The organism is Micromonospora sp. NPDC049801, assembly GCF_040656575.1.
Taxonomy (GTDB): Bacteria; Actinomycetota; Actinomycetes; order Mycobacteriales; family Micromonosporaceae; genus Micromonospora.
In genome coordinates, this window is the sequence record NZ_JBFAMS010000004.1 from 1 (window position 1) to 24,119 (window position 24,119).

Sequence of the window (24,119 nt, forward strand, 5' to 3'; positions counted from 1 at the left end):
CTGGCTGTCGCGCACCTTGGCCAGCAGCACGAACGTGGCGGCCAGCATGATCACCGACGGGATGACGAAGGCTGCCAGGCATCATGGACACGCCGCGCGCGTCGGACGCCACTAAGGGCAACAGCACCTGCGAGAGCGGGGGACGCCAGCCTTCCGACGCGCGTCGACCAGCCGTGCCGGTGTCCGACGCCCGCGGGGTCGGCAACACAACCTCGTCCGCGCCACACGTCTGCACAGGCAGCGACCACCCCACACCAGCGCGGGCTAGCCCCGAAGCAGGGAACCGCACCGAAGCGACCTCGCCGAACAGCGTGAGCTGCGGGGGTAACCACTCGTCGTCGTGCCGCTCCCCGAACGGCTCGGCCGACGGAACCACCACCGACGACCCGTCACGCACCGCCAACACGAACAGGCGGTGCCGGTGATGGCAGGCACCAACCTTGCACGCCCCCACCACCGTCCACGCCGTCGTGTAGCCCAGGCGGTCCAAGTCGGCGAGGATCCGACCGAACACCTCGCCTCGCTCGATACGCAGCAGGTTCGGCACGTTCTCGAACACGATCACCGGAGGCATCAGTGCCTCCACCGCAGGCAGCGCGCCGATCGGCCACAGATGCCGCTCATCGGCGGACCCCCCCCGCTTGCCGGAAGAGGAGAACGGCTGGCAAGGAATCCCCATGCCGAACACGTCGACCCGCCGAGCGAGCGCCTTCCAGCCCTGAACGCGGCGGGCGTGCCGCTTGGCGGCCTGACGCTGCCGACGCGGGGCCGACAAACGGCGCCGGGGTACCCCGTACCGGCCACCGTCCGGGTTGGTGATGTCCCCGTGGTTCGGCACGCCCGGCCAGCGGTGAGCGAGCACCTGCGCAGCGGCGGCGTCCTTCTCTGCGTGCCACACAGTGGTGGCCCCAAACAGTTGCTCTACCGCGCGGTCCAGCATTCCCGCGCCGGAGCACAGCGACCCGAGAGTGAGCATCAGACGCCCACCTCGTGCGGGACAGGCGACACCCGGGCGTCCTCGCGCCAGGTCAGCTCACTACCCGGATTCCGGTAGGCGACCTGCACGCCCGCGCACCCCCCGTACGGGCAGCCGTGCTGCGGCACCGGGTGGGCGAGAGCGTGCGCGGCCAGGTCCGGCGTTGTACCCGCTAGACCGGCAACAAAGTCAACGGTCCACGCCTGCGAGTCCGACGGGCCGGGCAGGGGGCGGGGGCCGGTATCGGCCGTTCGGGTGATGTGGTGTACTTGAACGGTCATCGTGGCCGATGTCCTCTCATCCAGGAATCAGGTCAGGTGGCGGAGCGACGAACGCCTACCGGTGGGCCCCGGTGGGCGTTCAGCTCTTTCAGGGGGAGTGGAAGCTGTCGCCTGCCCTGACCCCGCAAACGGTCAGGGCTTCGCGCACGCCTAGACCATCGGCGGCGGCAAGCCGGGCGTCGGCCTCACCCGACGGGAGGGTGCGGGTGGTCTTCGCGGCGGCCCGCGCGTCGAGCACGTCGTAGGCGCGTTCGCGGGTGGGCGTCCACGTCGGGAACTGGTCACCCATGTCGACGACCCAGCCGCCGGACAGGGCCGGGCGGGCGGTGCCGGCGGGGTGGCTGATCGTGGTGGCGCTCATGCGGCCCGCCGTTCGGGCGCTGTCGGCGCGGACTCGGGCGCCGCGTGCTGGCGGTCCTTCGCGAGGACCAGTCGCAGGCGGTCGATTTGCTCGGCGACAAGTTCGGGGGCGGCTTCGGCGGTGGCCTGGACGATCCAGGCGGGGATCTCAGCCATGACGAGTCACCTGAACGAAGGCTTCGTCAGTCGGGCAGCCGAGTCGGTCGGCGATGCTCTGCGCTCGGCAGGCGCAGATGCCGGTGGCTTCGCCGAGCATGCGGTAGAAGGTGCGGCGTCCGAGCCCGAGGGCCGTCCATGCCGCTTCGTCGGTTGCCCAGCCGTTGCGATCCTTGGCCGCTTCGACGGCGTCTCGGCGAAGCTGGTACGTGGCGGAAGGGTCGTGGCTGGCCCGTTCACTGAGTGTAGATGGGCCTCGCATGGCACTTATTCAATCAGGTGCCACATGTGGCACGCAAGCAAAGACGCGCAGGAAGTTGAATCGTCTTTATCGATGTATGGTGAGTGCTTACGTGAAGTTGCTACGCACTGGGGAGGGCGTAATGGCGACGAACGCGAGGGGCCACCTAAGGCACATGCCACCCACGGCACCCCGGAGGGACCTCGCGGGCACTTATCGTGACGCCGTGCCGATCAGTCACGCCGAACTCGAACGCCTCGCCAGCCTCATCCGTGCTGGGCGAGCCGCGCGCGCCTGGAAGCAAGAAGACCTCGCCGACGCCACCGGCATCGGCGTGCGCACCATCAAACGCTACGAAGGCGCGCAACAGCCCCGGCCAGACCGCGAACACCTCATCGCGATCTTTCAAGTGCTCAACCTGGACCGCCGGGAACTCGCCGCGATCCTCGGCATCCTCAGCCGCGACGAACTCGCCCTGCCCCCCGAGCCCGCGCGCATCATCAGCGCCCGCACACAAGAACTACTCGACCTGATCGAAGACCCGGACCTGCCAGATGAGGAACGCGAGGCTTACGCCGAGATGCTTCGCGCACGCCTGCGGGGTCGACGGCAGCGGGGGAGTGGCGACAGCGGACGCCGCGAGGCGCGCGACATCGGCTAGAGCACCACACCCTCACGCCGCCAGATGTCACCCCACGTCTGCGAGTCGCCGCGCCACTGCGACTCGGCCAGGCGCTGATACGACCACCGGCCAGCCTTGCCGACCTGCGACAAAACAACCTCCGCCAACGTCATGATCACAAGCCGGCGTTCGCCCACCGGATAATCCGGCCACCTGTCCGCCAGATCGTGCGGGTCATAGCCACGCAAGGTCGCCGGGGTCTGCAACTGGCGCACCCTCGCATCAGCGGCCTCGATCTGCGGGCGCAACTTGCGCGCTGCGGCCATCAGGAAATCCAGACCCTCACCGTCGGGCTGCGACGCTGCGTCCTCCAACTCGGCCAGCCGCTTTTTCAGCGCCGCCAGCTCGGCCCGCGCCTGATCCAACCCGGGGCCGCCCGTTATCGGCGTAAACGCGGCGGCGGCATCCGGCATTCGCAGGCGGGCCCTGATGAACTCGTCGACAACCTCATCCATCTCCCGCACCCCCGCCGACACAGCCATGCAACCGCGGTGCAAACATTGGTAGCGGTGCCGGCCGTTCGCCTTCTTGGGCCGCAACGGCCGCCGACACACCCCGCACAGGGCTGCCCCGCTCAACTGGTAGGCAAGTGACGCGTCAGCGTGGTTGAGGCGGCCTGGCTGTTCCAACATTGCCCGCAGTTGGCTTGCCGTCTCCGAATCGAGGATGGCGGGCCATGCGCCCGTGGTTGCCAGCTTGTCTCGGTGGATGCGATGCCCCTCGTAGCCGGGGTTGCGGAGCATCCTGTTGATGTGCCCTCCGGTCCACCTGCCCTCACCGGATGGGGTGGGTACCCCGGCGTCGTTCAACAGGATCGCCTGCCGCTGCAAGGGAATGCCTGCGAGGGTGTCTGCGGCGAGCCGTCGGACGATCCGGGCTTCGTCCTCGTTAATGACCTGCTTCACGGTTCGGCGCTTATGCCCGGATGCCGTGACGCTGTCACTGGTGGGTGCGCCATAGACCCGCGCGTACCCGTAGAGCAGGGGGCCCGGGGGTCGCCCTTGGTGGGCGGCGTCGTCGATGCCTTCCCTCACGCGGGCCCGCAGCTTCTCAATTTCACCTTCGGCTGCCACGCCTTCTTTGAGCAGGAACTCGCGGTCGCGCCATCGGCGGGGGTCGTAGGTGGCCGGATCTTCGTCGCCGAAGATGCGGATGAACACTCCGAGGTCTCGGCAGAGATCCAGGAAAGCCACCCACGGGCCCATCTGCCGGTCGGCCCGTGTCACCTCCCACAGGGAGATCATTTTGCAGTGCCGTGAGCGGATGTGGTCTAGCAGTTCTGCGTAGTCGGGCCGTTCTTTGCGCCCGTACCGGCTGGCGGAGAAGTTTGGGTCCACGAACACGCGGCCAGGTTGGACGCCGAGGTCGAGGCAGTCGGCCAGCCATCGTCGCTTTTGGCGGGCGACACTGCGGCCTTGGTCGGATGAGCTTTTGCGGGCGTACAGGTCGGCTACATCCACGGCCGATGCGGGCAGCAGCATGCACGACAGCCTATTCGCGGGAACCCCTCATGTCAGCATGCACTTTCGCGCACGGGCACGGGTTGGCGGCCAGCACCAGCTGCGTCCGGGCCGGGTACTCGGTGCCGCCACCGCTGCGGCTGAGCTGGATGCGGCCGTGCTCCAGCGGCTGGCGCAGCGCCTCCAACGCGCCCTTGCTGAACTCGGGGGCCTCGTCGAGGAAGAGCACCCCGCGGTGGGCGAGCGACACCGCGCCGGGGCGGGCCAGCCCGGAACCGCCGCCGACGAGCGAAGGGACGGTCGCCGTGTGGTGCGGCGCCTGGAACGGCGGACGACGCAGGAGCCGACCACCCGGTGGCAGCAGCCCGGCGACCGAGTGCAGGGCGGTCACCTCCAGCGCCGCGTCGTCGTCCAGCTCCGGCAGGAGCGACGGCAACCGCTCGGCCAGCATGGTCTTGCCGGCCCCGGGCGGGCCCAGCAACGCGAGGTGGTGCCCGCCCGCCGCGGCGATCTCCAACGCGCGCCGACCCATCTGCTGTCCGGCGACCTCGGCGAGGTCGGGGCCGCCGGTGATCGGCGCCGGGGTGTCCGTCGGTGGCTCGATCAACGGGCTGCCGTCACGGACGAAGGTGACCAGCCGGTGCAGCGTGTCCACCGCCCGTACCCGGACGCCGGGGATGACGGCGGCCTCGGCGGCGTTGTCGGTCGGCACGATCACGCGCTGGATACCCGCCCGTGCTGCCGCGACGACCATCGGCAGCACGCCGCGCACGGGCCGGACCGTCCCGTCCAGGCCCAGCTCGCCGAGGATCACCACGTTCTCCAGTGGCAGCAGTGGCAGCTCGCCGGAGCCGCCCAGCAGCGCGGCGGCGATGGCCAGGTCGAACGCCGAGCCGAACTTCGGCAGCGTCGCGGGCAGCAGGTTCAGCGTGATGCGCCGGTTGGGCCACCGTTGACCGGAGTTGACGACGGCGGCCCGGACCCGGTCGCGGGCCTCGTGCAGGGCCGTGTCCGGCAGGCCGGAGATCACCACCGCCGGCAGGCCGGCGGCGAGGTCCGCCTCGACCTCGACCAGGTGGCCGGTGACGCCGACCAACCCCACGCAGAGCACCTTCGCGTAGCTCATGACGCGTCCCCCGTTCGTCGGCGCATCTCAGAACGCGCCCTTGAGGTGGTCGACCCGCGCGGGACCGGTGTCGGGCAGACGTACCGACACCACGTCGAACCGCACCTCGTCGGCGCTCGTGCCGGTCTCGGCGAGCCAGCGTGCGGCGAGACCGCGCAGGCGGCGGGCCTTGGCGGGTACGACCGCCTCGGCCGGTGGGCCGAACGCGTCGCCCCGACGCGTCTTCACCTCGCAGAACGCGAGCACCGGCCCGTCCCAGGCGATGATGTCGATCTCGCCTTCCGGGCAGCGCCAGTTCCGGACGATCGGGCGTAGTCCCGCCTCGCTCAGGTGCCGGGCGGCGCACCGCTCGCCGTACGCGCCGACCGCCTGGTTCCGCTTCGTCATGGCCGCGACGGTGCCCCTCGGGGCACGAGGGGCGCGACCCCGAGAGCGCCCGCCTGTGGATGACGGCCGCTCTGTGGACGACCGGACGATCAAGCCCCTGCTGTGCTACGGCGCCAAGTGGTGTCGATCAACCCGGCCGGGGCCAAATGGCGCGGGCCTGGCCCGTCGCATACGGTGCCTGACGTGGACGGACGACGGAGCTTTCCGGAAGATCAGGAGTCGCGCTGGTACCCCGACGAGCGGGGGCGCGGGTACGGCGAGCCCGAGTGGCGCGGCGCGGGTGAACCGCGATACCGCGACGGCGAGATCCCCGAGCAGCGCGGCGTCGAGGACGCCCGCTCCGTCGAGGACACCGGAGTCGGCCGACGCCGCGAGCCCGACCCGACCCGCCTGGGCGGCGCGTCGGAACCGGACTCGGGTCGTTTCGGCGCGGTGGACGCGGTCCGCTTCGGGGGTGCCCCGGAACCGGACTCCGGGCGGTTCGGTGTCGTCGACGCGCAGCCGGGGCGGTTGGGGGTCGGCGGGGCAGATTTCGGGCGTGTCCCCGATCCGCTGGGTGACGTCCGCACGGACGCGGACGGTTACCGGCCGACCCGCTCACGCAGGGCGGATCGGGACCCCTCCGAGATCTCCGGTGAGCTGCCCGGCCGCCGGGCCGCCCGAGAGCCACTGACCATGACGACGCCGGACACCGCCCGGGACGCCGGAACGGCCACCGCCCGGGACGCCGGGCTGGTGACCGGCAGCAACGTCGGCCCGGCCCCCACCGCGGACGTCGGGCCGGCGGTCGCGCTGCTCGGTGGCCCCGGCCTGCCCGGGGAGCACAGCCAGCCCGTCCCGCTGGCCGAGCAGAGCCGGCCCGCCCCGCTCGCCGGCTACCCGATCGTCGAGCCGACCCGGGGCGGCAGCGGGGAGCACCCGCATCCGTTGGATATGCCGACCGGCCCGATGCCGGGGATCGGCCCCCGCCCCGACCTGGGCGGGGGAGACGCGCCGGCGTACCCCCCAGCCCCGGACGGGGTCTACCGGACCCGCCGGCCGGCGTTGGCGGCCCTCTTCGCCCTGCTGACGTTGATCTTCGAGATCCCCGCGCTGCGGGTGTTGCTGGCCGGTGTGACGGGCGACCCGGTGGACGCGGGCAACGTCGTGGTGGGTATCTGCCTGGTCGCCGGGCTGCCGATCTTCGCAACCGGGCTGTACGGGCTCAGGACGGGCGGACTCGCGCTCTCCGACAGCGGCCGGGGTTGGCTGCGCCCTCCCACGGCGTACCTGACCGTCGGCCTGGTGCTCTTCGTCGCCGCGGCGCTCGCCGCCGGCTGACCCGCCGCCGCCGTCCGCCCGGCGCGGCCGATGATCCACGCAACAACCAGGAAATAGTGGCCTCTGGTGACGCGGAGGCCACTATTTCCCGGAACTAGCGCGATCTTGTCCGGCGGCGCGGCACCCCGGCACGCCGAAACCGGGGAGGGGCGTACACTGGCCAACTGGCGACCGCCTCGCGCGGTCGACCTCGCGCGCCCTCTTCACGAATCGTCGTGTAGCGACGGCCTCCCTGGTCCCGATCTTGGTCGGGTCCACCATGGGCCGGCGACCAGGCGCCAGGACGCCCGGCCACCGGCCGGGCGTGACAACCAGGGATCTTGAGGAGTACCCACACCATGGCCGTCGTGACCATGCGTCAGCTGCTGGAGAGCGGTGTCCACTTCGGGCACCAGACCCGGCGCTGGAACCCGAAGATGAAGCGCTTCATCATGACCGAGCGCAACGGCATCTACATCATCGACCTGCGCCAGACTCTCGACTACATCGAGAAGGCGTACGAGTTCGTGCGTGGGACCGTCGCGGAGGGTGGCAGCATCCTCTTCGTCGGTACCAAGAAGCAGGCCCAGGAGGCCATCGCCGAGCAGGCGACCCGGGTCGGTCAGCCGTACGTCAACCACCGCTGGCTCGGTGGCATGCTGACCAACTTCCAGACGGTGTACAAGCGGCTCCAGCGGATGAAGGAGCTGGAGGCCCTTGGTGACCTGAGCGGCACCGCCGCCGGTTACACCAAGAAGGAGACCCTGCAGCTCTCCCGCGAGAAGATCAAGCTCACCCGCACGCTGGGTGGTCTGCGGGACATGCAGAAGCTGCCGGCCGCGGTCTGGATCGTCGACACCAAGAAGGAGCACATCGCCGTCGACGAGGCCCGCAAGCTGGGCATCCCGGTGATCGCCGTCCTCGACACCAACTGCGACCCGGACGAGGTCGACTTCCCGATCCCGGGCAACGACGACGCCATTCGCTCGGCCGAGCTGCTGACCAAGGTCGTCGCCGCCGCCGTCGCGGACGGTCTGATCGCGCGTTCCGGCCGTCGCCGGGGCAACGACGAGAAGCCCGAGGGTGTCGCGAGCGACGAGCCGCTGACCGAGTGGGAGCGCGAGCTGCTCGAGCCGAAGAAGGCTGACGAGTCGGCCGCCCCGGCCGAGCAGCCGGCCGCTGCCGCCGCCGAGCAGCCCGCCGCCACCGAGCAGCCGGCCGCCGCCGAGCAGCCGGCGCAGGCCGCCACCGAGCAGCCGGCGGCCGCCGCCGCGGAGTGATCGCATCGTCGCCGCCCTGCCGTCCGTTTTCGCGGACGGCGGGCGGCGACGGTACGACGGGCACGTTCGGCCCGATTCCGGGTAACCGGCACCTCTGACCATCCACACGCCGACTCAACACCGAAGAGAGAGCCATGTCCCAAATCACCGCCGCGGACGTCAAGAAGCTCCGCGACCTCACCGGCGCCGGCATGATGGACAGCAAGAAGGCGCTGACCGAGGCCGAGGGCGACTTCGACAAGGCCGTCGAGATCCTGCGCGTCAAGGGCGCGAAGGACGTCGGCAAGCGGGCTGGCCGTACGGCCGCCAACGGTCTGGTCGCCCACTCCGGCAAGGCCCTGCTCGAGCTCAACTGCGAGACCGACTTCGTCGCCAAGACCGAGTCGTTCATCGCGCTGGCCCAGCAGCTGGTCGAGCACGGCGAGCGTTCCGGCGTGACCAACGCCGAGGAGCTGCTCGCCTCCGAGCTGGACGGCAAGGTCGTCGCGGACCTGATCCAGGAGCAGTCCGCCAAGATCGGCGAGAAGCTGGTGCTCAACCGGTTCGCCACGGTCGAGGGCACCACCGCGGTCTACCTGCACCGCAAGGCCCAGGACCTGCCGCCGGCCGTCGGCGTGCTGGTGTCGTACACCGGCAAGAGCGATGAGGCGGGCGACGCTGACGCCCGCGGCGTCGCGATGCAGATCGCGGCCATGCGGCCGAAGTACCTCAGCCGTGACGAGGTTCCGGCCGACGTCGTCGAGTCCGAGCGGCGCATCGCCGAGCAGACCGCCCGCGAGGAGAACAAGCCCGAGGCGGCCCTGCCGAAGATCGTCGAGGGCCGGGTGAACGCCTTCTTCAAGGACTACGTCCTCGTCGAGCAGGCGTCGGTGGCCGACAACAAGAAGTCGGTGAAGCAGGTGCTGGCCGAGGCCGGCATCGAGGTGACCCGCTTCGTGCGGTTCGAGGTCGGCCAGGCCTGAGCCGCCACCGGGCGCCACGCGCGCCCGTGGGCAGGAGACGTCGAACGAGGAGGCCGCCGGTGTACGTGACAGGCACCGCGGCCTCCTCGTCACATAGGGTCGGCAGCGGCAGGTTCGCGGTAACGCGTCGCCCGGGGCGTGCGCGTGGGGAAGGCGGGGCGGATGACGCAGGTTGTGAGTGACCGGACGCTGGCGATGGACGATCCGACGGCACCGCCGCCCGGACGGGCCCGCCGGGTGGTGCTGAAGCTCTCCGGTGAGGTGTTCGGCGGGGGCGCGATCGGCGTCGACCCGGACGTCGTGCAGGCCATCGCCCGCCAGATCGCCACCGTGGTCCGCCGCGGCGTGCAGGTATCGGTGGTGGTCGGAGGGGGCAACTTCTTCCGCGGCGCGGAGCTGCAGAAGCGCGGGATGGACCGCGCTCGCGCCGACTACATGGGCATGCTCGGCACCGTGATGAACTGCCTCGCGTTGCAGGACTTCCTGGAGAAGGAGGGCATCGAGACGCGGGTGCAGAGCGCCATCACGATGGCCCAGGTCGCCGAGCCGTACATCCCGTTGCGGGCGATCCGGCACCTGGAGAAGGGCCGCGTGGTCATCTTCGGCGCGGGCGCCGGCATGCCGTACTTCTCGACCGACACCGTGGCCGCCCAGCGGGCGCTGGAGATCCGCGCCGACGTGGTGCTCATGAGCAAGAACGGCGTGGACGGCGTCTACACGGCCGACCCGCGGATCGACCCGACCGCCAGCAAGCTCGATTCGATCACCTTCTCCGAGGTGCTGCGCCGCAACCTGCGGGTGGCCGACGCGGCCGCGTTCAGCCTCTGCATGGAGAACGGCCTGCCGATGCTGGTCTTCGGCGCGCAGGGTGACGACACCATCATCCGCGCGGTGGGTGGCGACAAGATCGGCACCCTGATCACCGCTTGAGCCTGACGACTTTCAGCAGAGCCCACGACGAGCACAGAAGGAGGCGAGGAGACCGGTGATCGACGACACCCTCCTCGAGGCCGAGGAAAAGATGGAGCGTGCTGTCGAGCACGCCAAGGAGGAGTTCGGCGCCATCCGCACCGGTCGCGCCAACGCCGCCATGTTCTCCAAGGTCATCATCGACTACTACGGCACGCCCACGCCGCTGACCCAGATGGCGTCCATCGCGGTTCCCGAGCCGCGGATGGCCATCATCAAGCCGTACGACAACTCGCAGATCAACGCGATGGAGAAGGCGATCCGCGACTCGGACCTCGGGGTGAACCCGAACAACGAGGGCAACCAGCTGCGCATCCTGCTCCCGCAGATGACCGAGGAGCGCCGCCGCGACATGATCAAGGTGGCCCGGCACAAGGGCGAGGAGGCCAAGGTGGCGATCCGCAACGTTCGCCGCCGTGGCAAGGAGGAGCTGGACCGGATCGTCAAGGACGGCGAGGCCGGCGAGGACGACGGTCGCCGCGCCGAGAAGGAACTGGACGACCTGACGCAGCGCTACGTCGCCAACATCGACGACCTGGTCAAGCACAAGGAGACCGAGCTGCTGGAGGTCTGAGGCCCGACCCGGCGTCCGCCGGATGAGCAGCCGATGCGAGGCCCGCCCCCGATCCGGGGACGGGCCTCGCGCCGTCCGAGCGTCAGCGGGGGATCCGGACGGTCCGGGTCGTCTCGGTCAGGGTCGTTCCGACGTACGCGTCGTGCAGTTCGAAGCGCACGGTGGCCCGACCCGGATGCAGTACCGGGTCGGCCCGGTAGAAGCCCATCGAGATGCTGGCGGTGCCGCCGTCGCAGACGATCTCGCCGGCGCCGAGGCCGCCGGTGGCCCAGAAGGTCGGCAGGCCGTCCTGGGTCAGCGACGCCGACAGGAAGTACACGCCGGTCGGGCAGTTGCGCACCTCTCCCCGGGCGGTGGCGGCCGGGAACGCCGGCCCGGTGCCGTCGGGACTTCCGTCGTACAGGTAAATCTCGCTGGTGCGGTGGTCGATCCTGATGCTGGCGTTCGGTGTCGCCGCGGTGGCCGGTGAGGCCGCCGTCAGGACGAGGGCGGCCATCGTCAGCACCGCCAGGCTGATTCTGCGCACGAACGTTCCTTCCCCGCTGCTGTGGTAGAGACCGCCGGCGGACGCCGGCACCCCGACAGCCGACCACCGACGGGTGTTGCGGGTCATCCCCTGTTCGCCCGGATGCTCGGTCGGATAGGCGTCGATGCGTCTGCGGCGGGCGGGGTTGCTCAGGCCGCCGTGCGTCCGCCGCCGTCGTGGCAGCACGGCGACGCGACTCGCGGGCCCTTGCGCACCGTGACCCGGAGGGGCCCGGCGGTCACGGGTGCCATCGTCCGCCTCGCCCCGGCGGCGGGTGCAGTAGGCTCGTCAGGATTCCCGGCCACCAGCCGGTGCGCACCGGGAATCGACCGACCATCGGGGCGGTCGAGCCAGCGGAACACAGTCGCGCGTGTAGGGGATGCTTGTGGCCTTGCGTCATGTGGTGGTACTCGTGCCGCGTCGCGGTGCGTGATGTCCCACCCCGACCCCTACACCAACGAGCCGCGCGGCTGGGACCGGCCCGAGCGCCCGGCTGCCCTGCCCTGGCCCGAGCAGGAGCTTGAGGCGGGCCAGTGGAGCCGCCGGCCGGCCGCCGGGCCCGAGTTGTACGCCGAGCCCCGCACCCGGCCGTACGCCGATCCGCACCCGGCGGACCCGTACGACGAGCGCGGCCGGCCGGTCCTCCCGGACGACCGCGACCGCTTCGACGACCGGGATCGGCGCGACCGCTTCGACGACCGGGACCGGCGCGACCGCTTCGACGACCGGGATCGCTACGACGACGATCGGAACCAGCCCGACCCGTACGACGACCGGGGTCACCCCGGCCGCTACGGCGACGGCCCGCCAACGGGTGACGCGGTGCCACGTTATGCCGACCCCGGCGCCGGTCAGCGTTACGACGACGGTGACGAGCCACCGCGTTTCGACGACCGTGAGGTTCCGCCCCGCTTCGACGACGCTGCCGGTTTCCCGACGGCGCAGCTCGCGCCCATCGGCGCCGAGATCCTGCCGGACGACGACCCGATCACCGACCCGGAGCCGCCGGTGGGGCGGCGACCGAAGGGACGCCGACGGGCCAGCGTCGACCGACCGGCGACGCAGCAGGTGGGTACCGGACGAGCCGGCCGCAACCTGCCGGCGGCGATCGGTGTCGGCCTCGCCTTGGGCGCGCTGATCGTGGTGCCGTTGGCCGTCTATCCGCCGGCGTTCCTGCCGGTGATCGCCGCCGCCGTCGCCATCGGTATCTGGGAGATGGCTCGGGCGGTTCGGCGCAGCGGCGCTCACCCGCCGCTGGTGCCGCTGCTCGCCGGTGGTGTCCTGACGGTGGGTCTGGCCTGGTTCGCCGGCCCGGACGCGCTCAGCCTCGGGCTGTTGGTGACGGTGCTCGGCACGATGATCTGGCGGTTGGGTGACGGCCCGGCCGGCTTCCAGCGGGATCTGACCGCCGCCACCCTGATCGCCGTCTACGTGCCGTTCCTCGCCGGTTTCGCGGCGTTGCTGGCGGCGGCCCCCGACGACGGTCGGCTGCGCATCCTGGCCACGCTGATCGCGGTGGTCCTCTCCGACACCGGTGGGTACGCGGCCGGCGTCTCGTTCGGCCGGCATCCGATGGCCCCGTCCATCAGCCCGAAGAAGTCCTGGGAGGGGTTCGCCGGCTCGGTCACCGCGGCGGCGCTGGGCAGCGCCCTGCTGCTGTGGCTGATGTTCGACCTGGCCCCGTGGTGGGGCGCGGTGTTCGGGGTGGCCGTCTCCTGCGCGGCGGTCCTCGGCGACCTCGCCGAGTCGATGATCAAGCGGGATCTCGGTATCAAGGACATGAGCAACCTGCTGCCGGGGCACGGTGGCCTGATGGACCGGCTGGACTCGATCCTGTTCGCGGTGCCGACCGCCTACCTGTTGCTGGTGATCTTCGTGCCGGTGGCGGGGTGAGGCATGCGTCACCATGGCCGGAGCGCTGCCGACCGACGCTGGGGGCCGGTTCGACGCCTCCGGACGGGTGCCGAACGCTGCAGGCGTGACACACTGGACCGGCCATGACGAGTCTGCCGCTGATCCCCGCCATCTCGGACGCCCCCACCGCACGCCGGGCCTCCATGCCACCGCAGCACCTTGCTGACCTGGACCTGGCCGGCCGCCAGTCGCTGGTCGCCGGGCTGGGCGAGCCCGCGTTCCGTGCCAAGCAGATCTCCAACCACTACTTCGGGCGGCTGGTACGCGACCCGCAGGCGATGACCGATCTGCCGGCCGCGACCCGTGCGCGCCTGGCCGACGAGTTGCTGCCCACGCTGCTCACGCCGGTGCGTGAGTTGGCCTGCGACGACGGCGCGACCCGCAAGGCGCTCTGGAAGCTGCACGACGGCGCGTTGGTGGAGAGCGTGCTGATGGGCTACCCGGACCGGGTCACGGTCTGCATCTCCAGCCAGGCGGGCTGCGGCATGGCCTGTCCGTTCTGCGCCACCGGCCAGGCCGGGCTGACCCGCAACCTGTCCACCGCCGAGATCGTCGACCAGGCGGTCTACCTGGCCGGGGTGGCGGCCTCCGGCGCGGTCGCCGGCTCACCGCCGCGGCTGTCGCACGTCGTGTTCATGGGTATGGGCGAACCGCTGGCCAACTACAACCGGGTCATCGCGGCGATCCGTCGGCTGGTCAGCCCCGCGCCCGAGGGGCTCGGCCTGTCCCAGCGGCACATCACCGTTTCCACGGTCGGCCTGGTTCCGGCCATCCGCCGACTGGCCAGCGAAGACCTCTCTGTGACCCTTGCGCTGTCGTTGCACGCGCCCGATGATGATCTGCGCGACGAACTCGTGCCGGTAAACCAGCGCTGGAAGGTAGCCGAGGTGCTGGACGCAGCGTGGGACTATGCCGCCCGGACGGGCCGTCGCGTGTCCATCGAGTACGCAATGATCAAGGACGTGAACGACCAGCCGTGGCGAGCTGACCTGCTCGGGCGGCTGTTGGCCGGCAAGTTGACGCATGTGAACCTCATCCCGCTCAATCCGACCCCGGGCAGCCGCTGGGACGCGAGCCCGAAGCCGGTCGAGCGGGAGTTCGTCCGGCGCTTGCGCGACGCGGGAGTCTCCACCACCGTACGGGACACCCGGGGTCGCGAGATCGACGGCGCGTGTGGCCAGCTCGCCGCCGCCGAGGACACCGACACCTTCACCGACCGCGCCGACGAGGCACCGGCGTGACCGGGCGTGGCGAACGACACCAGGAGACATAGTGGCGAGTCAGGGTCAGCGTTTCCGGCGCAAGGCGGTTCGCCGGGGATACAAGGTCGACGAGGTGGACGCCTTCCTCGACCGGGTCGAGGCGACGCTCGACGGCCGACAGGTCGGTGCGCCCGTCGCCTCGCAGGAGGTCCACGACGTCGTCTTCCGGGTCCGCTTCAACGGCTATGACGAGTGGCAGGTTGACCTGCACCTGGACCGCGTCGAGCGACAGCTGGCCGAGTTGGAGGAGCGCAACAGCGCCGGACGCGGCGGCGATCCTCGGATGGGTGACCGGATGGGTCCCCCGGACCGGATGGGTCCGCCGATGCGCGACGACCGTGGCGGCATGGTCCCGCAGCCGATGCCTCCCCGCCCGATGCCCGCCCAGGCCGGTCCGCCGGCCGACCGCTACGGCCGGTACGACGAGCCCACCGGCGCCTTCGCCGGCGGGTACGACGCCCCCCGGGGTGGCTACGACGCGCAGCGCGGCCCTGGCCCTGGTGGCCCCGGTCCCGGCCCGGGTGGTCCCGGCCAGATGGGGCCCGGCGGCCCGATGGGTGGGCACGGCCTGCCGCCGCGTGGCCTGCCGGCCGGTCCGGGTGGGTACGGTCCGCCGGACGACCAGCGCATGCCGGGTGGGTACGGTCCGCCGGACGATCAGCGGATGCCCGGTGGGTACGGTCCGCCGGACGATCAGCGGATGCCCGGTGGGTACGGTCCGCCGGACGATCAGCGCATGCCGGGTGGGTACGGTCCGCCGGACGACCAGCGCATGCCCGGTGGGTACGGTCCGCCCGACGGTCCGCGAGCGCCCGGTGGCTACCCGCAGCCGGACGAGCCGCGCTTCGACGGCTTCGAGGCCGGCCGGCGGGCCCGCGCCGACATGACGGCCGAGATCCGGATGCCCGAGCGTGACCTGCGTGACCTGCGGCGCGGCCCGGGCGGTCCGCCCCCGATGCCGCAGCAGGGCATCGGCGGTCCGCCGATGGCCGGCCCGCCCGCCGTCGCCGGTCCGCCGATGGGTGGTCCGCCGATGGCTGGCCCGCCCGGTAGCGACCTGTACCGGGTCGACCAGATCCGCCGCCGGTTCCAGGTCCGTCGATTCGGCAGCGGGTACGACCCGGACCAGGTGGACCAGTTCTTCGATTCCCTGCTCGGCGGCATGCAGCGTCGCAACCCGATGCCGGTCGACCCGAAGGACCTGGACACGCTCCGGTTCGGTCTGGTGCCCGGCGGCTACTTCGAGGCCGAGGTCGATGCGGCGCTCAAGGACGTGCAGGACATCCTGTTCGGGCGCTGAGCCGGACGCGTACACGAACGAGGGCCCGTCCCCGGGTGGGGGCGGGCCCTCGACGTCTTTCGGCCGGTCGACCGGCGGACGACTGGGTCAGGAGCGCAGACCATTGCGGCGCAGCACGGCATCGCCGATCACGATGACCAGCAGCAGCGCGGCGAGGCCGACCAGCCAGATGTCCTCGACCCTGCCTTCGTGGTTGCCGCAGAACGCCATGACGACCAGCGCCAGCGCGGACAGCACGGCGCCGATGCGCCCCGACTTGCGGTGCCCGGGCTTGTGCTGGTCCGGCGACGTTACCGGCTCGCTTCCTGCCACTGTCGGTCCTTCCCTCGCGATCGGATCTTTGGTTAGTCTGGCACGCCTCCCGCCCGAGGCGGTGCGGTGGGGGTTTCCCGGCCGTACAGCCCTGCCCGCCCAGGCCGGACGGCTCTACGGGCGTCGAGGGGTGGCGGTCAGACTCACTCCGGTAGCGTTTGGCGTACACCTGATTGTCTGTTTGAGGGGGACTGTGCGGTGCGAGTGACCGGAACCGGGCACGCCAGCATGCGGATCGACACGGCCGCGGGCAGCATCCTGTGCGACCCGTGGGTCAATCCGGCCTACTTCGCCTCGTGGTTCCCCTTCCCGGACAATTCGCTGCTCGACTGGGAGACGCTGGGCCAGGTCGACTACCTGTACGTCTCCCACCTGCACCGGGACCACTTCGACGCGAAGCACCTGCGGGACCACATCTCGAAGGACGCCACGGTCCTGCTTCCCGAGTTCCCCACCTCCGAGATGGAGGACGAGTTCCGGGCGTTGGGCTTCACCAAGTTTCTGAAGGCGCCGAACGAGCAGGTCGTGGAGCTGCCCGGCGGCCTGAAGATCATGATTCAGGCGTTGACCAGCCCCACCGACGGCCCGATCGGCGACTCGTCGCTCTGGGTCGAGTACGACGGGGTGCGGCTGCTGAACCAGAACGACGCCCGCCCCACCGACCTGAGCGTCTTCGCCGAGCTGGGGCACGTGCACGCGCACCTGCTGCAGTTCTCCGGGGCCATCTGGTACCCGATGGTCTACGAACTGCCGCAGGCGGCGAAGACCGCATTCGGCAAGCAGAAGCGCGACCGGCAGTTCGACCGGACCTGGCGCTACATCGACGACCTGAAGGCCGATCATGTCTTCCCGATCGCCGGCCCGCCGTGCTTCCTCGACGACGAGCTGTGGCAGTTCAACGACATCTTCGGCGACGAGGGCAACATCTTCCCCGACCAGTCGGTGTTCCTGTCGGAGTACGCCAAGGTCGGCGGCACCAACGGGATCGTGCTGCTGCCGGGCAGCGTCGCCGAGGTCACCACCGAGGGCGCCAGCACCACCCACCCGGTGCCGGTCGAGGAGTTCTTCGCCAACAAGGTCGCCCACCTGGAGGAGATGCGGGAGCGTAAGCGCCCGATCATCGAGGCGGAGAAGGCATCCTGGCGGCACCCCGAGGTGGACGTGCTCGGCGAGATGAAGCGCCGGATCGAGCCGCTGCTCGACGAGTCGATCTACCTGGCCAAGGGGGTCGGCGGTCCGGTCCGTTTCGACCTGGTGGGGTACGACGGCGAGAGCGTCGAGTCGATCGTGGTGGACTTCCCGGGCAAGGAGGTCCGGCCGTACGCGGACGAGAAGGTCCGGTACCGGTTCCGGACCGAGCGGTCGCTGATCGAGCACCTGCTCTTCATCGACGAGGTGGACTGGGTCAACTCGCTCTTCCTGTCCTGCCGGTTCTCGGCGGCGCGGATCGGCCAGTACAACGAGTTCGTCTACGCGTTCTTCAAGTGCCTCTCCGAGGAGCGTCTCCAGTACGCCGAGGGCTGGTACGACGAGCACGAGCGCAGCACCGACGCCGAGGACATCACGTTGGGCGACTGGGTGGTGCAGCGCCGCTGCCCGCACCTGAAGGCGGATCTGACCCGCTTCGGCATCGTCGAGGGTGACCAGCTCACCTGCCAGCTGCACGGTTGGCGCTTCGACCTGCCCAGCGGCCGCTGCCTGACGAGCGTCGGCCACAAGGTGAGAGCCCACCGCGTAGACGCGGAAACCCCCGCCCCGGCCGGCGAAGCCCTGAGCTAACCCCGCCCCCGCCCCCGCCCCCGCCCCCCGCGTCGATCATGAACTTGTGGTGCCCGTTTCTCCCCATTAAGTCGTCTCTGTTCACCACCACAACTACATGATCGACGCGGCCGGCCGGCCGGCCGGCCGGGGGCGGGGCGGCCGGGCGCGGGCGGCGGGGGCGGGCGGGTAGGGCTGGTTAGTGCCCGAGGTCTTTGAGGATCTTGCGGGCGGCGTTGTGGCCGGCGGCGCCGATCACGCTGCCGGCGGGGTGGCAGCCGGCGCTGCCCGCGTACACGCCGTCGATGCCGGTGGCGTAGGGCATCCGGTCGGTGAACGAGACGGTGTTGTCGACGTGGTGGATGTGCCCGCCGGTGATGCCGAAGTGCGCCTCGATGCCCGGCGGGGGCAGCGGCACCGCGTCGGCGATCAGGTCGGCGGTGCCGGGGGCGTACCGTTCGACGATCTCGACGAGTCGGTCGACGTAGCCGGGCAGTTCGGCGTCCCAGGTGGTGCCGGTCAGCTCGTAGGGCACCGACTGGACGAACAGCGCCGACGAGTGGTGCCCGGCGGCGTCGGAGAGCGACGGGTCGACGGTGGTGTGCAGGTACCACTCGATGGTCGGCTCGGCCGGCAGCCGCCCGGCCTGCACGTCCGTCCACATGTCGCGCAGCGCGGTCATCGGCGATGGGGCGTCGCCGCCGACCAGCGACGCGGAGCCGGGCAGCAGGTGGATGGTCGACCCGAACGGGCTCGGCGCGTCGGCCGGCAGGCAGGAGAAGCGCGGCAGGCCGCGCAGCGCCAGGTTGAGCTTGAGGGTGGTGCCGGGCCGGCGGACCGCCGCCATCCGTTCGCCGAGTCGCGCCGGGAGCGCGCCGTCGGGCAACAGCTCCATCAGCCGGTACGGATCACACGCGCCGAGCACCACGCGGGCGCTGACCTGCCGACCGTCGGCCAACACCACTCCGCTGGCCGCGCCGCCGTCCAGGGTCACCGCGCTCACCGGCGTACCGGTCAGGATCCTCGCCCCGGCGGCGCGGGCGGCGTCGGCGAACGTCCGCGAGACGGTGCCCATCCCGCCCTCGGCGATCATCCAGGTGCCGCCCGAGCCGGGTAGCCGGCACATGTTGTGCACGAGGAAGTTGTGGCCCGTCCCGGGGTCGTCGGGGCCGGCGTTGAGGCCGGAGAGGCCGTCGGTGACGGCGTACATGCTGACCAGCAGTTCGGAGCGGAACTCGAAGCGGGCCAGGTAGTCGGCGACCGACCCGCGGACCAGGTCGACGAAGACCTGCCGCAGTGCCGGGCGGACGTGCCGCTCGGCGGTCTCCTCGACGCTCAGCGGCTCGGCCAGCCAGGCGGGGGCGAGGTCCTCGCGTAGCGCGGCCAGCTCGGCCTGCATGGCGTCGTCGGCGGCCACGTCGGCGGGGGAGAAGAACTCGGTGAGCTGCGCCCGGGTGGCGGCGGTGTCACTGCCGAAGAGCAGGTACGGCGAGCCGAGGCCACCCGGTGTGGGCAGGAAGTAGTGCGGGTCGCGGCGCAGCACCGGGATGCGTACGTCGAGGGTGGCGAGCAGTTCCGGCGGCATCAGCCCGAGCAGGTACGAGCCGGTGGAGTGGCGCAGCCCCGGCACCTTCGGGAACGGGTTCTCGGTGCGGGTCGCGCCGCCGATCACGTCGGCGGCCTCGACCACGAGGACGTCCAGACCCGCGCGCGCCAGCAGAACCGCAGAAACCAGACCGTTGTGCCCGCTCCCAACGACGACGACGTCCGCCCGAGCCGGAATCTCACCACTCATGCCGCCGCAGCCTAGTCCCACCACCCCACCACCGCCCACCACCGCCCGCCACCGCCCGCTGCAACCCGGTGATCAAGAGGTTCGCGTCAGGAAACGCCGTCCGGATGACGCGAACCTCTTGATCACCGGGGGTGGGTGGGGAGGTGGACCGTGAAGGTTGAGCCTTTTTCGGGGGTGCTTTGGGCTTGGACCGTGCCTTGGTGGGCTTCCACCAACTTGCGGACTATGGACAGGCCCAGGCCGCTGCCGCCGGTCTGCCGGCTGCGGGACTTCTCCGCCCGCCAGAAGCGGTCGAACACCCGGGGCAGATGCTCGGCGCTGATGCCGCTGCCCGTGTCGGCGACGGCGATGGTCACCTTTCCGCCGGCCGCCCCGGCGCTGATCGTGACGCGGCCGCCGGCCGGAGTGTGGCGTACCGCGTTGGCGACCAGGTTGCCGACGACCTGACGCAGTCGCACCGGGTCGGCGTACACCTGCGGGTCGGCGTCGAGGAGCACCGACAGTGTCACGCCGGCCAGGTCGGCCTGCACGCGGTACGCCTCGGCCACCTGGCCCAGCAGGTCGGCGAGGTAGACCGTCTCGGGGTGCAGCCGCAGCGCGCCCGCCTCCGCCTCGGCGAGATCCTGCAGGTCGGCGATCACGTGTTGCAGCAACGTCGCCTCCTCCAGCAGCGACGACACCAACCTCCGGTCCAGCGGCGCGATGCCGTCCTCGGCGGCCTCCAACCAGCCCCGGATCGTGGTGACCGGGGTGCGTAGCTCGTGGGCGATGTCGCTGACCATGGCGCGACGGAGCTGTTCGAGGCGTTCGCGCCGCTCGGACATGTCGTTGAACGCCTCGGCCAGCCGGGCGATCTCGTCCCGGCCGGTGACGCGGACCCGGGCCGCGCCGTCGCCGTCGCGCATCCGCTGGGCGGCGCCGGTCAGCGCGTGCAGCGGACGGGTCAGCCGGACACCGGCCAGCACCGTGACACCGACGGTCACCAGCAGCACGAGACCGGCGACCGCCACGATCCGGGCCTGGTTGACGCGGGACAGGTCGAAGGTCGTGGTGGGCCGACCACCCGGGTCGGAGACGAACAGGGTCGCCGCCGGGGCGACGTACGGGAGAAGCTGTTCCCTGCGGCTGGTGCCCAGACAGGCGTTGACCGCCTGGCTGTGGTCCTGGTCGGCCTCGGTGACGTCCGCGCGGCTGCTCCGCGTGGGGGCGGGCTGCGTCTTCCACGTCCAGTCCAGGTCGACGCTCACGGGCGCCAGTTTGCGACGGGCCAGGCAGGTGTTCACCAACGCGTTGAGCTGGGCCAGGCCCTTGCGTTCGGTGGCCGTCGGAGTCGCCAGGTCCGCCCGTGGCTCGGCGCAGACGGGGTTGTCGCTCAGGTCGGCGCCGGGGGTCTCGATCCGGGGGCGGCCGGTGGGCTCCTCCCGCACGACGGCCGCGATCCTGGGCCGTACCCGCAGGCACAGCACGGCCTGGTCGGCCCGGTCGAGCAGCGTGCGGCGCTCGTCGGGCGGGAGCAGGTACGGGCCGGCGGCGCGGGGGTCGATCCGCGCGGCGTCGACGACCCCGGGGGAGCCCAGGGTCAGCGTGGTGTCGACGGCGAGCGCGTCGATGGTCGCGGAGGGCTTGGTGGGCAGCGGACCGGCCTGCGGCGCCGAGTCGGCGAGCGGCGTACCCGACTCGGTGGTCAGGGTGATCCGCCGGCCCACCTGCTCGGCGAGCGGTCGCAGGGCGGTGTCGACACCGGCCCAGCTCGGGTGGGTCGCCGCGTAACCGATCAGGGTGTCGTAGATGCGGGCGTCGTCGGCGAGCGCCTGGCCCTGTTCCTGCCGGATCGCCCCGGTCGTGGTGCGGACGGCCAGCCAGGCCGTGGCGGCGATCGAGCCCACGGCGATGAGGACGGCCAGCGCGAGCAACCGGAGCAGCAGGCTGCGGTGCAGCGGCACCTCACGCCGCATGGTGGCTCGCCTCCGCCAGCTTGTAGCCGACGCCGTAGACGGTCAGCAGGCGGACCGGTCTGCGCGGGTTCGGCTCGATCTTCCGGCGCAGGTTCATGACGTGGACGTCGACGGTCCGGCCGGTGATGTATTTGTCGAAGCCGTGCAGGTGGCCGAGGAGCTGGTCCCGGGTGAAGGCCCGTCCCGGCTGGGCGGCCATCGCCTGGAGCAGGTGGAACTCGCCCGGCGTGCAGTCGACGCGTCGTCCGTCGACGCGTACCTCGTGGCGGATCGGGTCGACGTGCAGGTCGCCGACCCGCAGCACGGGGTCGGTCGGGTGCGTCGTCCGCTGGCCCCGGCGCAGCAACGTCCGTACCCGGGCCACCAGCTCGCGGGGGCTGTACGGCTTCGTCAGGTAGTCGTCGGCGCCCAGGTCGAGGCCGAGCAGCAGGTCGTCCTCGGTGGCGCGGGCGGTCAGCATGAGCACGGGCAGGTCGGATTCCCGGCGCAGGATGCGGCAGACGTCCAGCCCGTCGACCTTCGGCATCATCACGTCGAGGATCAGCAGGTCCGGCGGGCGTTGGCGCAGGTGCTCCAGGGCGGCCCGCCCGTCGCCGACGACGACGACCGTGTGCCCCTCCCGCTCCAGGTAGCGGCGGACCAACTCGGCCTGCTTCTCGTCGTCCTCGGCTATCAGCACCCGCGCGGTCACGGCAGCGACTGTACGTGTCGCGGGCCGTCCTGAACCGCCCTCGGCGACGCCCGTGAGCTGGGGCTACCGGATGAGGACCGCTTCCTGACAGGTCTCTGACAACTGTTCGTGAGGCTGCCGCCATGACGAACGCACCACGACGAGTCGGGTTCGCCGCGCTCACCCTGTTCGCCACGGTCCTCGCCGGCTGCGACGGTGCGAAGCCCGCAGCCGAGGGCGCCGCCGACGTCGCCTCCCTCGCCACGACGTCCGCCACGCCGAGCGCCGCCACGTCCGGCGCGGCCACGATCGGTCGGCCGCAGTTGCGGCTGGACACGACCGACGAGGAGGAGAACCGGCTCTGGTACGCGTACCACCTCTGCCTGCGGGATAACGGCGTGAAGGAGAACAAGGGCCGCTCGGCCGGTGCTACCGGGAGCGGACCGGGCATCTCCCTCGACCAGAGTGGCGAGCCGAAGGCGGCGTACGTGGCGTGCGCCAACAAGCTGCCGCTTCAGCCGCCGGAGCTGGACGAGAAGAGGAACCCGAACTACGAGAGCCAGTGGAACGACTACGTGCAGTGCCTACGTGGTCGCGGTATGAAGATCCACTCGCTGCCGGACGGCTCCGGCTGGACGTACGACGACGGGGTCGCCGACCCGTCGGGCGGCTTCGACGGTCCGGCGCTCTCGAAGGTGGAGCGCGAGTGCACGATGGAGGCCTTCGGTGGACGGTAGGCCGAAGCGGCGAACCGCGATCGTCGTGGCCCTGGTGACCGTGGTGGTCGCCGTCGGCGCGGGCGTCACGGCGCTGACCCTGCGACGACACGACGACGGTACGGCGAGCGCCCCGCCGCCGGTGACGACGGCCACGGTGACCCGCACCGACCTGTCGGACAGCCGCTCTCTCGACGGAACGCTCGGCTTCGGCCCGGAGCGGGTGGTCAAGGGCGCCGGCGAGGGCGTCGTCACCCGCCTGCCGAAGGTCGGTGACACGGTGGCCCGTGGCAAGCCCCTGTACTGGGTCGACGACCGGCCGGTGCCGGTGCTGTTCGGCGGCACCCCGCTGTTTCGTACCCTCGACAAACCCGGCCTGGTGGGCAGCGACGTGCTGATCGTGCGGGACAACCTGAAGGCCCTCGGGTACGCCGTCGGCACGCAGCCGACCCGCGCGAAGGACGGCACGAAGATCGGCTCGGGTCGGGCCCTGCTCACCGACACGCTGGTGGCCGCGATCAAGAAGTGGCAGCAGGCGCTCGACCTGGAGCCCACCGGCCGGATCGAGGTCGGGCAGGCGGTCGTACTGCCGGGGCCGGTCCGGGTGAGCGCGGTGAAGGCCCTGCCCGGTGACCCGGTCGGCGGTGAGTTGGTGGCCGTCACCGAGAAGGTCAAGCTGGTGACCGTCGCGGTCGAGGCGACCGAGGTCGGCAGCATCCGGGTGGGCGCCACTGTCGCGATCACCCTGCCCGACACGACCGAGGTCCCCGGTCGGGTCGCCTCGATCTCCCACACCGTGCAGGGCGCAGGCGCGGACGCGGGGACCGGTCAGGCCGGCCCGCCCAAGGTGGACGTCCTCGTCACGCCGGCCAAGGCGGCGGACGTGGGGAAGCTGGACGCGGCGTCGGTCCAGGTCACGTTCACCACGAGCGCCCGCAGGAACGTGCTGGCCGTACCGGTCGGCGCGCTGGTGGCGCTCCGCGAGGGCGGGCACGCCCTCCAACTGCCCGACGGTGGGCTGCTGGCCGTGCAGACCGGGATGTTCTCCCGGGGGCTCGTCGAGGTCAGTGGGGACGGTGTCACCGAGGGGCTCACGGTGGTGACCGCCGCGTGAGCACGGTCATCCCCTTCCCGGTCCGGGACGCGCCGACCGAGGTG

General features: G+C 71.3%; 22 protein-coding genes and 2 pseudogenes. 12 read left to right on the forward strand and 12 right to left on the reverse strand.

Annotation, left to right across the window (positions count from 1 at the left end; translation table 11 throughout):
• From AB0I89_RS08235 to AB0I89_RS08250, 4 genes are all read right to left on the reverse strand, one after another.
• The coding region (locus AB0I89_RS08235; protein ID WP_357122218.1) for a DNA cytosine methyltransferase at positions 1–976 on the reverse strand (976 nt) is incomplete at its 3' end.
• A 369-nt stretch (positions 977–1,345) separates the two neighbouring features.
• Complete coding sequence (locus tag AB0I89_RS08240; RefSeq protein WP_357122221.1) at positions 1,346–1,618, reverse strand: hypothetical protein; 273 nt, start codon at positions 1,616–1,618, stop codon at positions 1,346–1,348.
• Positions 1,615–1,773: a hypothetical protein gene (locus AB0I89_RS08245; RefSeq protein ID WP_357122224.1), complete on the reverse strand. Its 159-nt coding sequence runs from the start codon at positions 1,771–1,773 to the stop codon at positions 1,615–1,617. The genes AB0I89_RS08240 and AB0I89_RS08245 overlap by 4 nt, the downstream gene beginning before the upstream one ends.
• Entirely contained in the window at positions 1,766–2,035 is a 270-nt protein-coding gene (locus AB0I89_RS08250) for a hypothetical protein (protein ID WP_357122227.1), read from the reverse strand. Before AB0I89_RS08250 ends, AB0I89_RS08245 begins: the two co-directional genes overlap by 8 nt.
• A 205-nt stretch (positions 2,036–2,240) precedes the next feature.
• Between AB0I89_RS08250 and AB0I89_RS08255 the strand changes: the two genes are divergently transcribed.
• Positions 2,241–2,675: a helix-turn-helix transcriptional regulator gene (locus tag AB0I89_RS08255; RefSeq protein ID WP_357122230.1), complete on the forward strand. Its 435-nt coding sequence runs from the start codon at positions 2,241–2,243 to the stop codon at positions 2,673–2,675.
• Here the strand turns inward: AB0I89_RS08255 and AB0I89_RS08260 are convergent.
• From AB0I89_RS08260 to AB0I89_RS08270, 3 genes and pseudogenes are all read right to left on the reverse strand, one after another.
• On the reverse strand, positions 2,672–4,177 hold the full coding sequence (locus AB0I89_RS08260) for a recombinase family protein (protein ID WP_357122233.1): 1,506 nt from the start codon (positions 4,175–4,177) through the stop codon (positions 2,672–2,674). The genes AB0I89_RS08255 and AB0I89_RS08260 overlap by 4 nt on opposite strands.
• A 43-nt stretch (positions 4,178–4,220) precedes the next feature.
• Positions 4,221–5,282, reverse strand: a pseudogene (locus AB0I89_RS08265) (YifB family Mg chelatase-like AAA ATPase); the annotation flags it as partial.
• A 27-nt stretch (positions 5,283–5,309) separates the two neighbouring features.
• The gene (locus AB0I89_RS08270) at positions 5,310–5,669 is read right to left on the reverse strand and encodes a YraN family protein (protein WP_357122237.1); all 360 of its coding nucleotides are present in this window, start codon (positions 5,667–5,669) and stop codon (positions 5,310–5,312) included.
• Between the two features lie 146 nt (positions 5,670–5,815).
• Here AB0I89_RS08270 and AB0I89_RS08275 point away from each other — a divergent pair.
• The 5 genes and pseudogenes from AB0I89_RS08275 to frr all read left to right on the forward strand — a co-directional run bounded on the left by AB0I89_RS08275 (position 5,816) and on the right by frr (position 10,753).
• Positions 5,816–6,989, forward strand: a pseudogene (locus AB0I89_RS08275) (hypothetical protein).
• Positions 6,990–7,327: 338 nt separating this feature from the next.
• Positions 7,328–8,248, forward strand: a complete 921-nt coding sequence (gene rpsB / locus AB0I89_RS08280; protein ID WP_357122240.1) for a 30S ribosomal protein S2 — start codon at positions 7,328–7,330, stop codon at positions 8,246–8,248.
• A 134-nt stretch (positions 8,249–8,382) separates the two neighbouring features.
• Complete coding sequence (gene tsf, locus AB0I89_RS08285; RefSeq protein ID WP_357122243.1) at positions 8,383–9,210, forward strand: translation elongation factor Ts; 828 nt, start codon at positions 8,383–8,385, stop codon at positions 9,208–9,210.
• Between the two features lie 162 nt (positions 9,211–9,372).
• Positions 9,373–10,140, forward strand: coding sequence for a UMP kinase (pyrH, locus tag AB0I89_RS08290; protein WP_110562390.1), 768 nt, complete (start codon positions 9,373–9,375; stop codon positions 10,138–10,140).
• Positions 10,141–10,195: 55 nt separating this feature from the next.
• The gene (gene frr, locus AB0I89_RS08295) at positions 10,196–10,753 is read left to right on the forward strand and encodes a ribosome recycling factor (protein WP_204943784.1); all 558 of its coding nucleotides are present in this window, start codon (positions 10,196–10,198) and stop codon (positions 10,751–10,753) included.
• An 82-nt stretch (positions 10,754–10,835) separates the two neighbouring features.
• Here frr and AB0I89_RS08300 read toward each other — a convergent pair whose 3' ends face one another.
• On the reverse strand, positions 10,836–11,279 hold the full coding sequence (locus AB0I89_RS08300; RefSeq protein ID WP_357122247.1) for a hypothetical protein: 444 nt from the start codon (positions 11,277–11,279) through the stop codon (positions 10,836–10,838).
• A 432-nt stretch (positions 11,280–11,711) separates the two neighbouring features.
• Between AB0I89_RS08300 and AB0I89_RS08305 the strand changes: the two genes are divergently transcribed.
• The 3 genes from AB0I89_RS08305 (at position 11,712) to AB0I89_RS08315 (ending at position 15,755) form a co-directional block, all read left to right on the forward strand.
• Entirely contained in the window at positions 11,712–13,172 is a 1,461-nt protein-coding gene (locus tag AB0I89_RS08305) for a phosphatidate cytidylyltransferase (protein WP_357122249.1), read from the forward strand.
• Between the two features lie 104 nt (positions 13,173–13,276).
• Positions 13,277–14,434, forward strand: a complete 1,158-nt coding sequence (gene rlmN / locus AB0I89_RS08310; protein WP_357122252.1) for a 23S rRNA (adenine(2503)-C(2))-methyltransferase RlmN — start codon at positions 13,277–13,279, stop codon at positions 14,432–14,434.
• Between the two features lie 31 nt (positions 14,435–14,465).
• Complete coding sequence (locus AB0I89_RS08315) at positions 14,466–15,755, forward strand: DivIVA domain-containing protein (protein WP_357122255.1); 1,290 nt, start codon at positions 14,466–14,468, stop codon at positions 15,753–15,755.
• Between the two features lie 87 nt (positions 15,756–15,842).
• Here the strand turns inward: AB0I89_RS08315 and AB0I89_RS08320 are convergent, their stop codons facing one another.
• Positions 15,843–16,067, reverse strand: a complete 225-nt coding sequence (locus AB0I89_RS08320; RefSeq protein WP_007456591.1) for a DUF2631 domain-containing protein — start codon at positions 16,065–16,067, stop codon at positions 15,843–15,845.
• Between the two features lie 198 nt (positions 16,068–16,265).
• Here AB0I89_RS08320 and AB0I89_RS08325 point away from each other — a divergent pair, with 198 nt between their 5' ends.
• Positions 16,266–17,846 (forward strand): Rieske 2Fe-2S domain-containing protein, encoded by a 1,581-nt coding sequence (locus tag AB0I89_RS08325; protein WP_357122259.1) that lies wholly within the window; start codon positions 16,266–16,268, stop codon positions 17,844–17,846.
• Between the two features lie 178 nt (positions 17,847–18,024).
• Here AB0I89_RS08325 and AB0I89_RS08330 read toward each other — a convergent pair whose 3' ends face one another.
• From AB0I89_RS08330 to AB0I89_RS08340, 3 genes are all read right to left on the reverse strand, one after another.
• Positions 18,025–19,620: an NAD(P)/FAD-dependent oxidoreductase gene (locus AB0I89_RS08330; RefSeq protein ID WP_357122262.1), complete on the reverse strand. Its 1,596-nt coding sequence runs from the start codon at positions 19,618–19,620 to the stop codon at positions 18,025–18,027.
• Positions 19,621–19,742: 122 nt separating this feature from the next.
• Positions 19,743–21,575, reverse strand: coding sequence for a HAMP domain-containing sensor histidine kinase (locus AB0I89_RS08335; protein ID WP_357122265.1), 1,833 nt, complete (start codon positions 21,573–21,575; stop codon positions 19,743–19,745).
• Positions 21,565–22,266, reverse strand: a complete 702-nt coding sequence (locus AB0I89_RS08340; RefSeq protein WP_357122268.1) for a response regulator transcription factor — start codon at positions 22,264–22,266, stop codon at positions 21,565–21,567. Before AB0I89_RS08340 ends, AB0I89_RS08335 begins: the two co-directional genes overlap by 11 nt.
• A 122-nt stretch (positions 22,267–22,388) precedes the next feature.
• Here AB0I89_RS08340 and AB0I89_RS08345 point away from each other — a divergent pair, with 122 nt between their 5' ends.
• Together AB0I89_RS08345 and AB0I89_RS08350 are read left to right on the forward strand one after the other, a co-directional pair.
• Positions 22,389–22,982 (forward strand): hypothetical protein, encoded by a 594-nt coding sequence (locus tag AB0I89_RS08345; protein WP_357122271.1) that lies wholly within the window; start codon positions 22,389–22,391, stop codon positions 22,980–22,982.
• Positions 22,972–24,075: an efflux RND transporter periplasmic adaptor subunit gene (locus AB0I89_RS08350; RefSeq protein ID WP_357122274.1), complete on the forward strand. Its 1,104-nt coding sequence runs from the start codon at positions 22,972–22,974 to the stop codon at positions 24,073–24,075. The genes AB0I89_RS08345 and AB0I89_RS08350 overlap by 11 nt, the downstream gene beginning before the upstream one ends.
• Positions 24,076–24,119 lie beyond the last annotated feature (44 nt).

What these genes read in the sequence shown, in the direction of transcription:
- AB0I89_RS08240 (WP_357122221.1), bottom strand. Translation starts at nt 1,618, where the DNA reads ATGAGCGCCACCACGATCAGCCACCCCGCCGGCACCGCCCGCCCGGCC.
- AB0I89_RS08245 (WP_357122224.1), bottom strand. Translation starts at nt 1,773, where the DNA reads ATGGCTGAGATCCCCGCCTGGATCGTCCAGGCCACCGCCGAAGCCGCC.
- AB0I89_RS08250 (WP_357122227.1), bottom strand. Translation starts at nt 2,035, where the DNA reads ATGCGAGGCCCATCTACACTCAGTGAACGGGCCAGCCACGACCCTTCC.
- AB0I89_RS08260 (WP_357122233.1), bottom strand. Translation starts at nt 4,177, where the DNA reads ATGCTGCTGCCCGCATCGGCCGTGGATGTAGCCGACCTGTACGCCCGC.
- AB0I89_RS08270 (WP_357122237.1), bottom strand. Translation starts at nt 5,669, where the DNA reads ATGACGAAGCGGAACCAGGCGGTCGGCGCGTACGGCGAGCGGTGCGCC.
- rpsB (WP_357122240.1), top strand. Translation starts at nt 7,328, where the DNA reads ATGGCCGTCGTGACCATGCGTCAGCTGCTGGAGAGCGGTGTCCACTTC.
- tsf (WP_357122243.1), top strand. Translation starts at nt 8,383, where the DNA reads ATGTCCCAAATCACCGCCGCGGACGTCAAGAAGCTCCGCGACCTCACC.
- pyrH (WP_110562390.1), top strand. Translation starts at nt 9,373, where the DNA reads ATGACGCAGGTTGTGAGTGACCGGACGCTGGCGATGGACGATCCGACG.
- AB0I89_RS08305 (WP_357122249.1), top strand. Translation starts at nt 11,712, where the DNA reads ATGTCCCACCCCGACCCCTACACCAACGAGCCGCGCGGCTGGGACCGG.
- rlmN (WP_357122252.1), top strand. Translation starts at nt 13,277, where the DNA reads ATGACGAGTCTGCCGCTGATCCCCGCCATCTCGGACGCCCCCACCGCA.
- AB0I89_RS08330 (WP_357122262.1), bottom strand. Translation starts at nt 19,620, where the DNA reads ATGAGTGGTGAGATTCCGGCTCGGGCGGACGTCGTCGTCGTTGGGAGC.
- AB0I89_RS08335 (WP_357122265.1), bottom strand. Translation starts at nt 21,575, where the DNA reads ATGCGGCGTGAGGTGCCGCTGCACCGCAGCCTGCTGCTCCGGTTGCTC.
- AB0I89_RS08345 (WP_357122271.1), top strand. Translation starts at nt 22,389, where the DNA reads ATGACGAACGCACCACGACGAGTCGGGTTCGCCGCGCTCACCCTGTTC.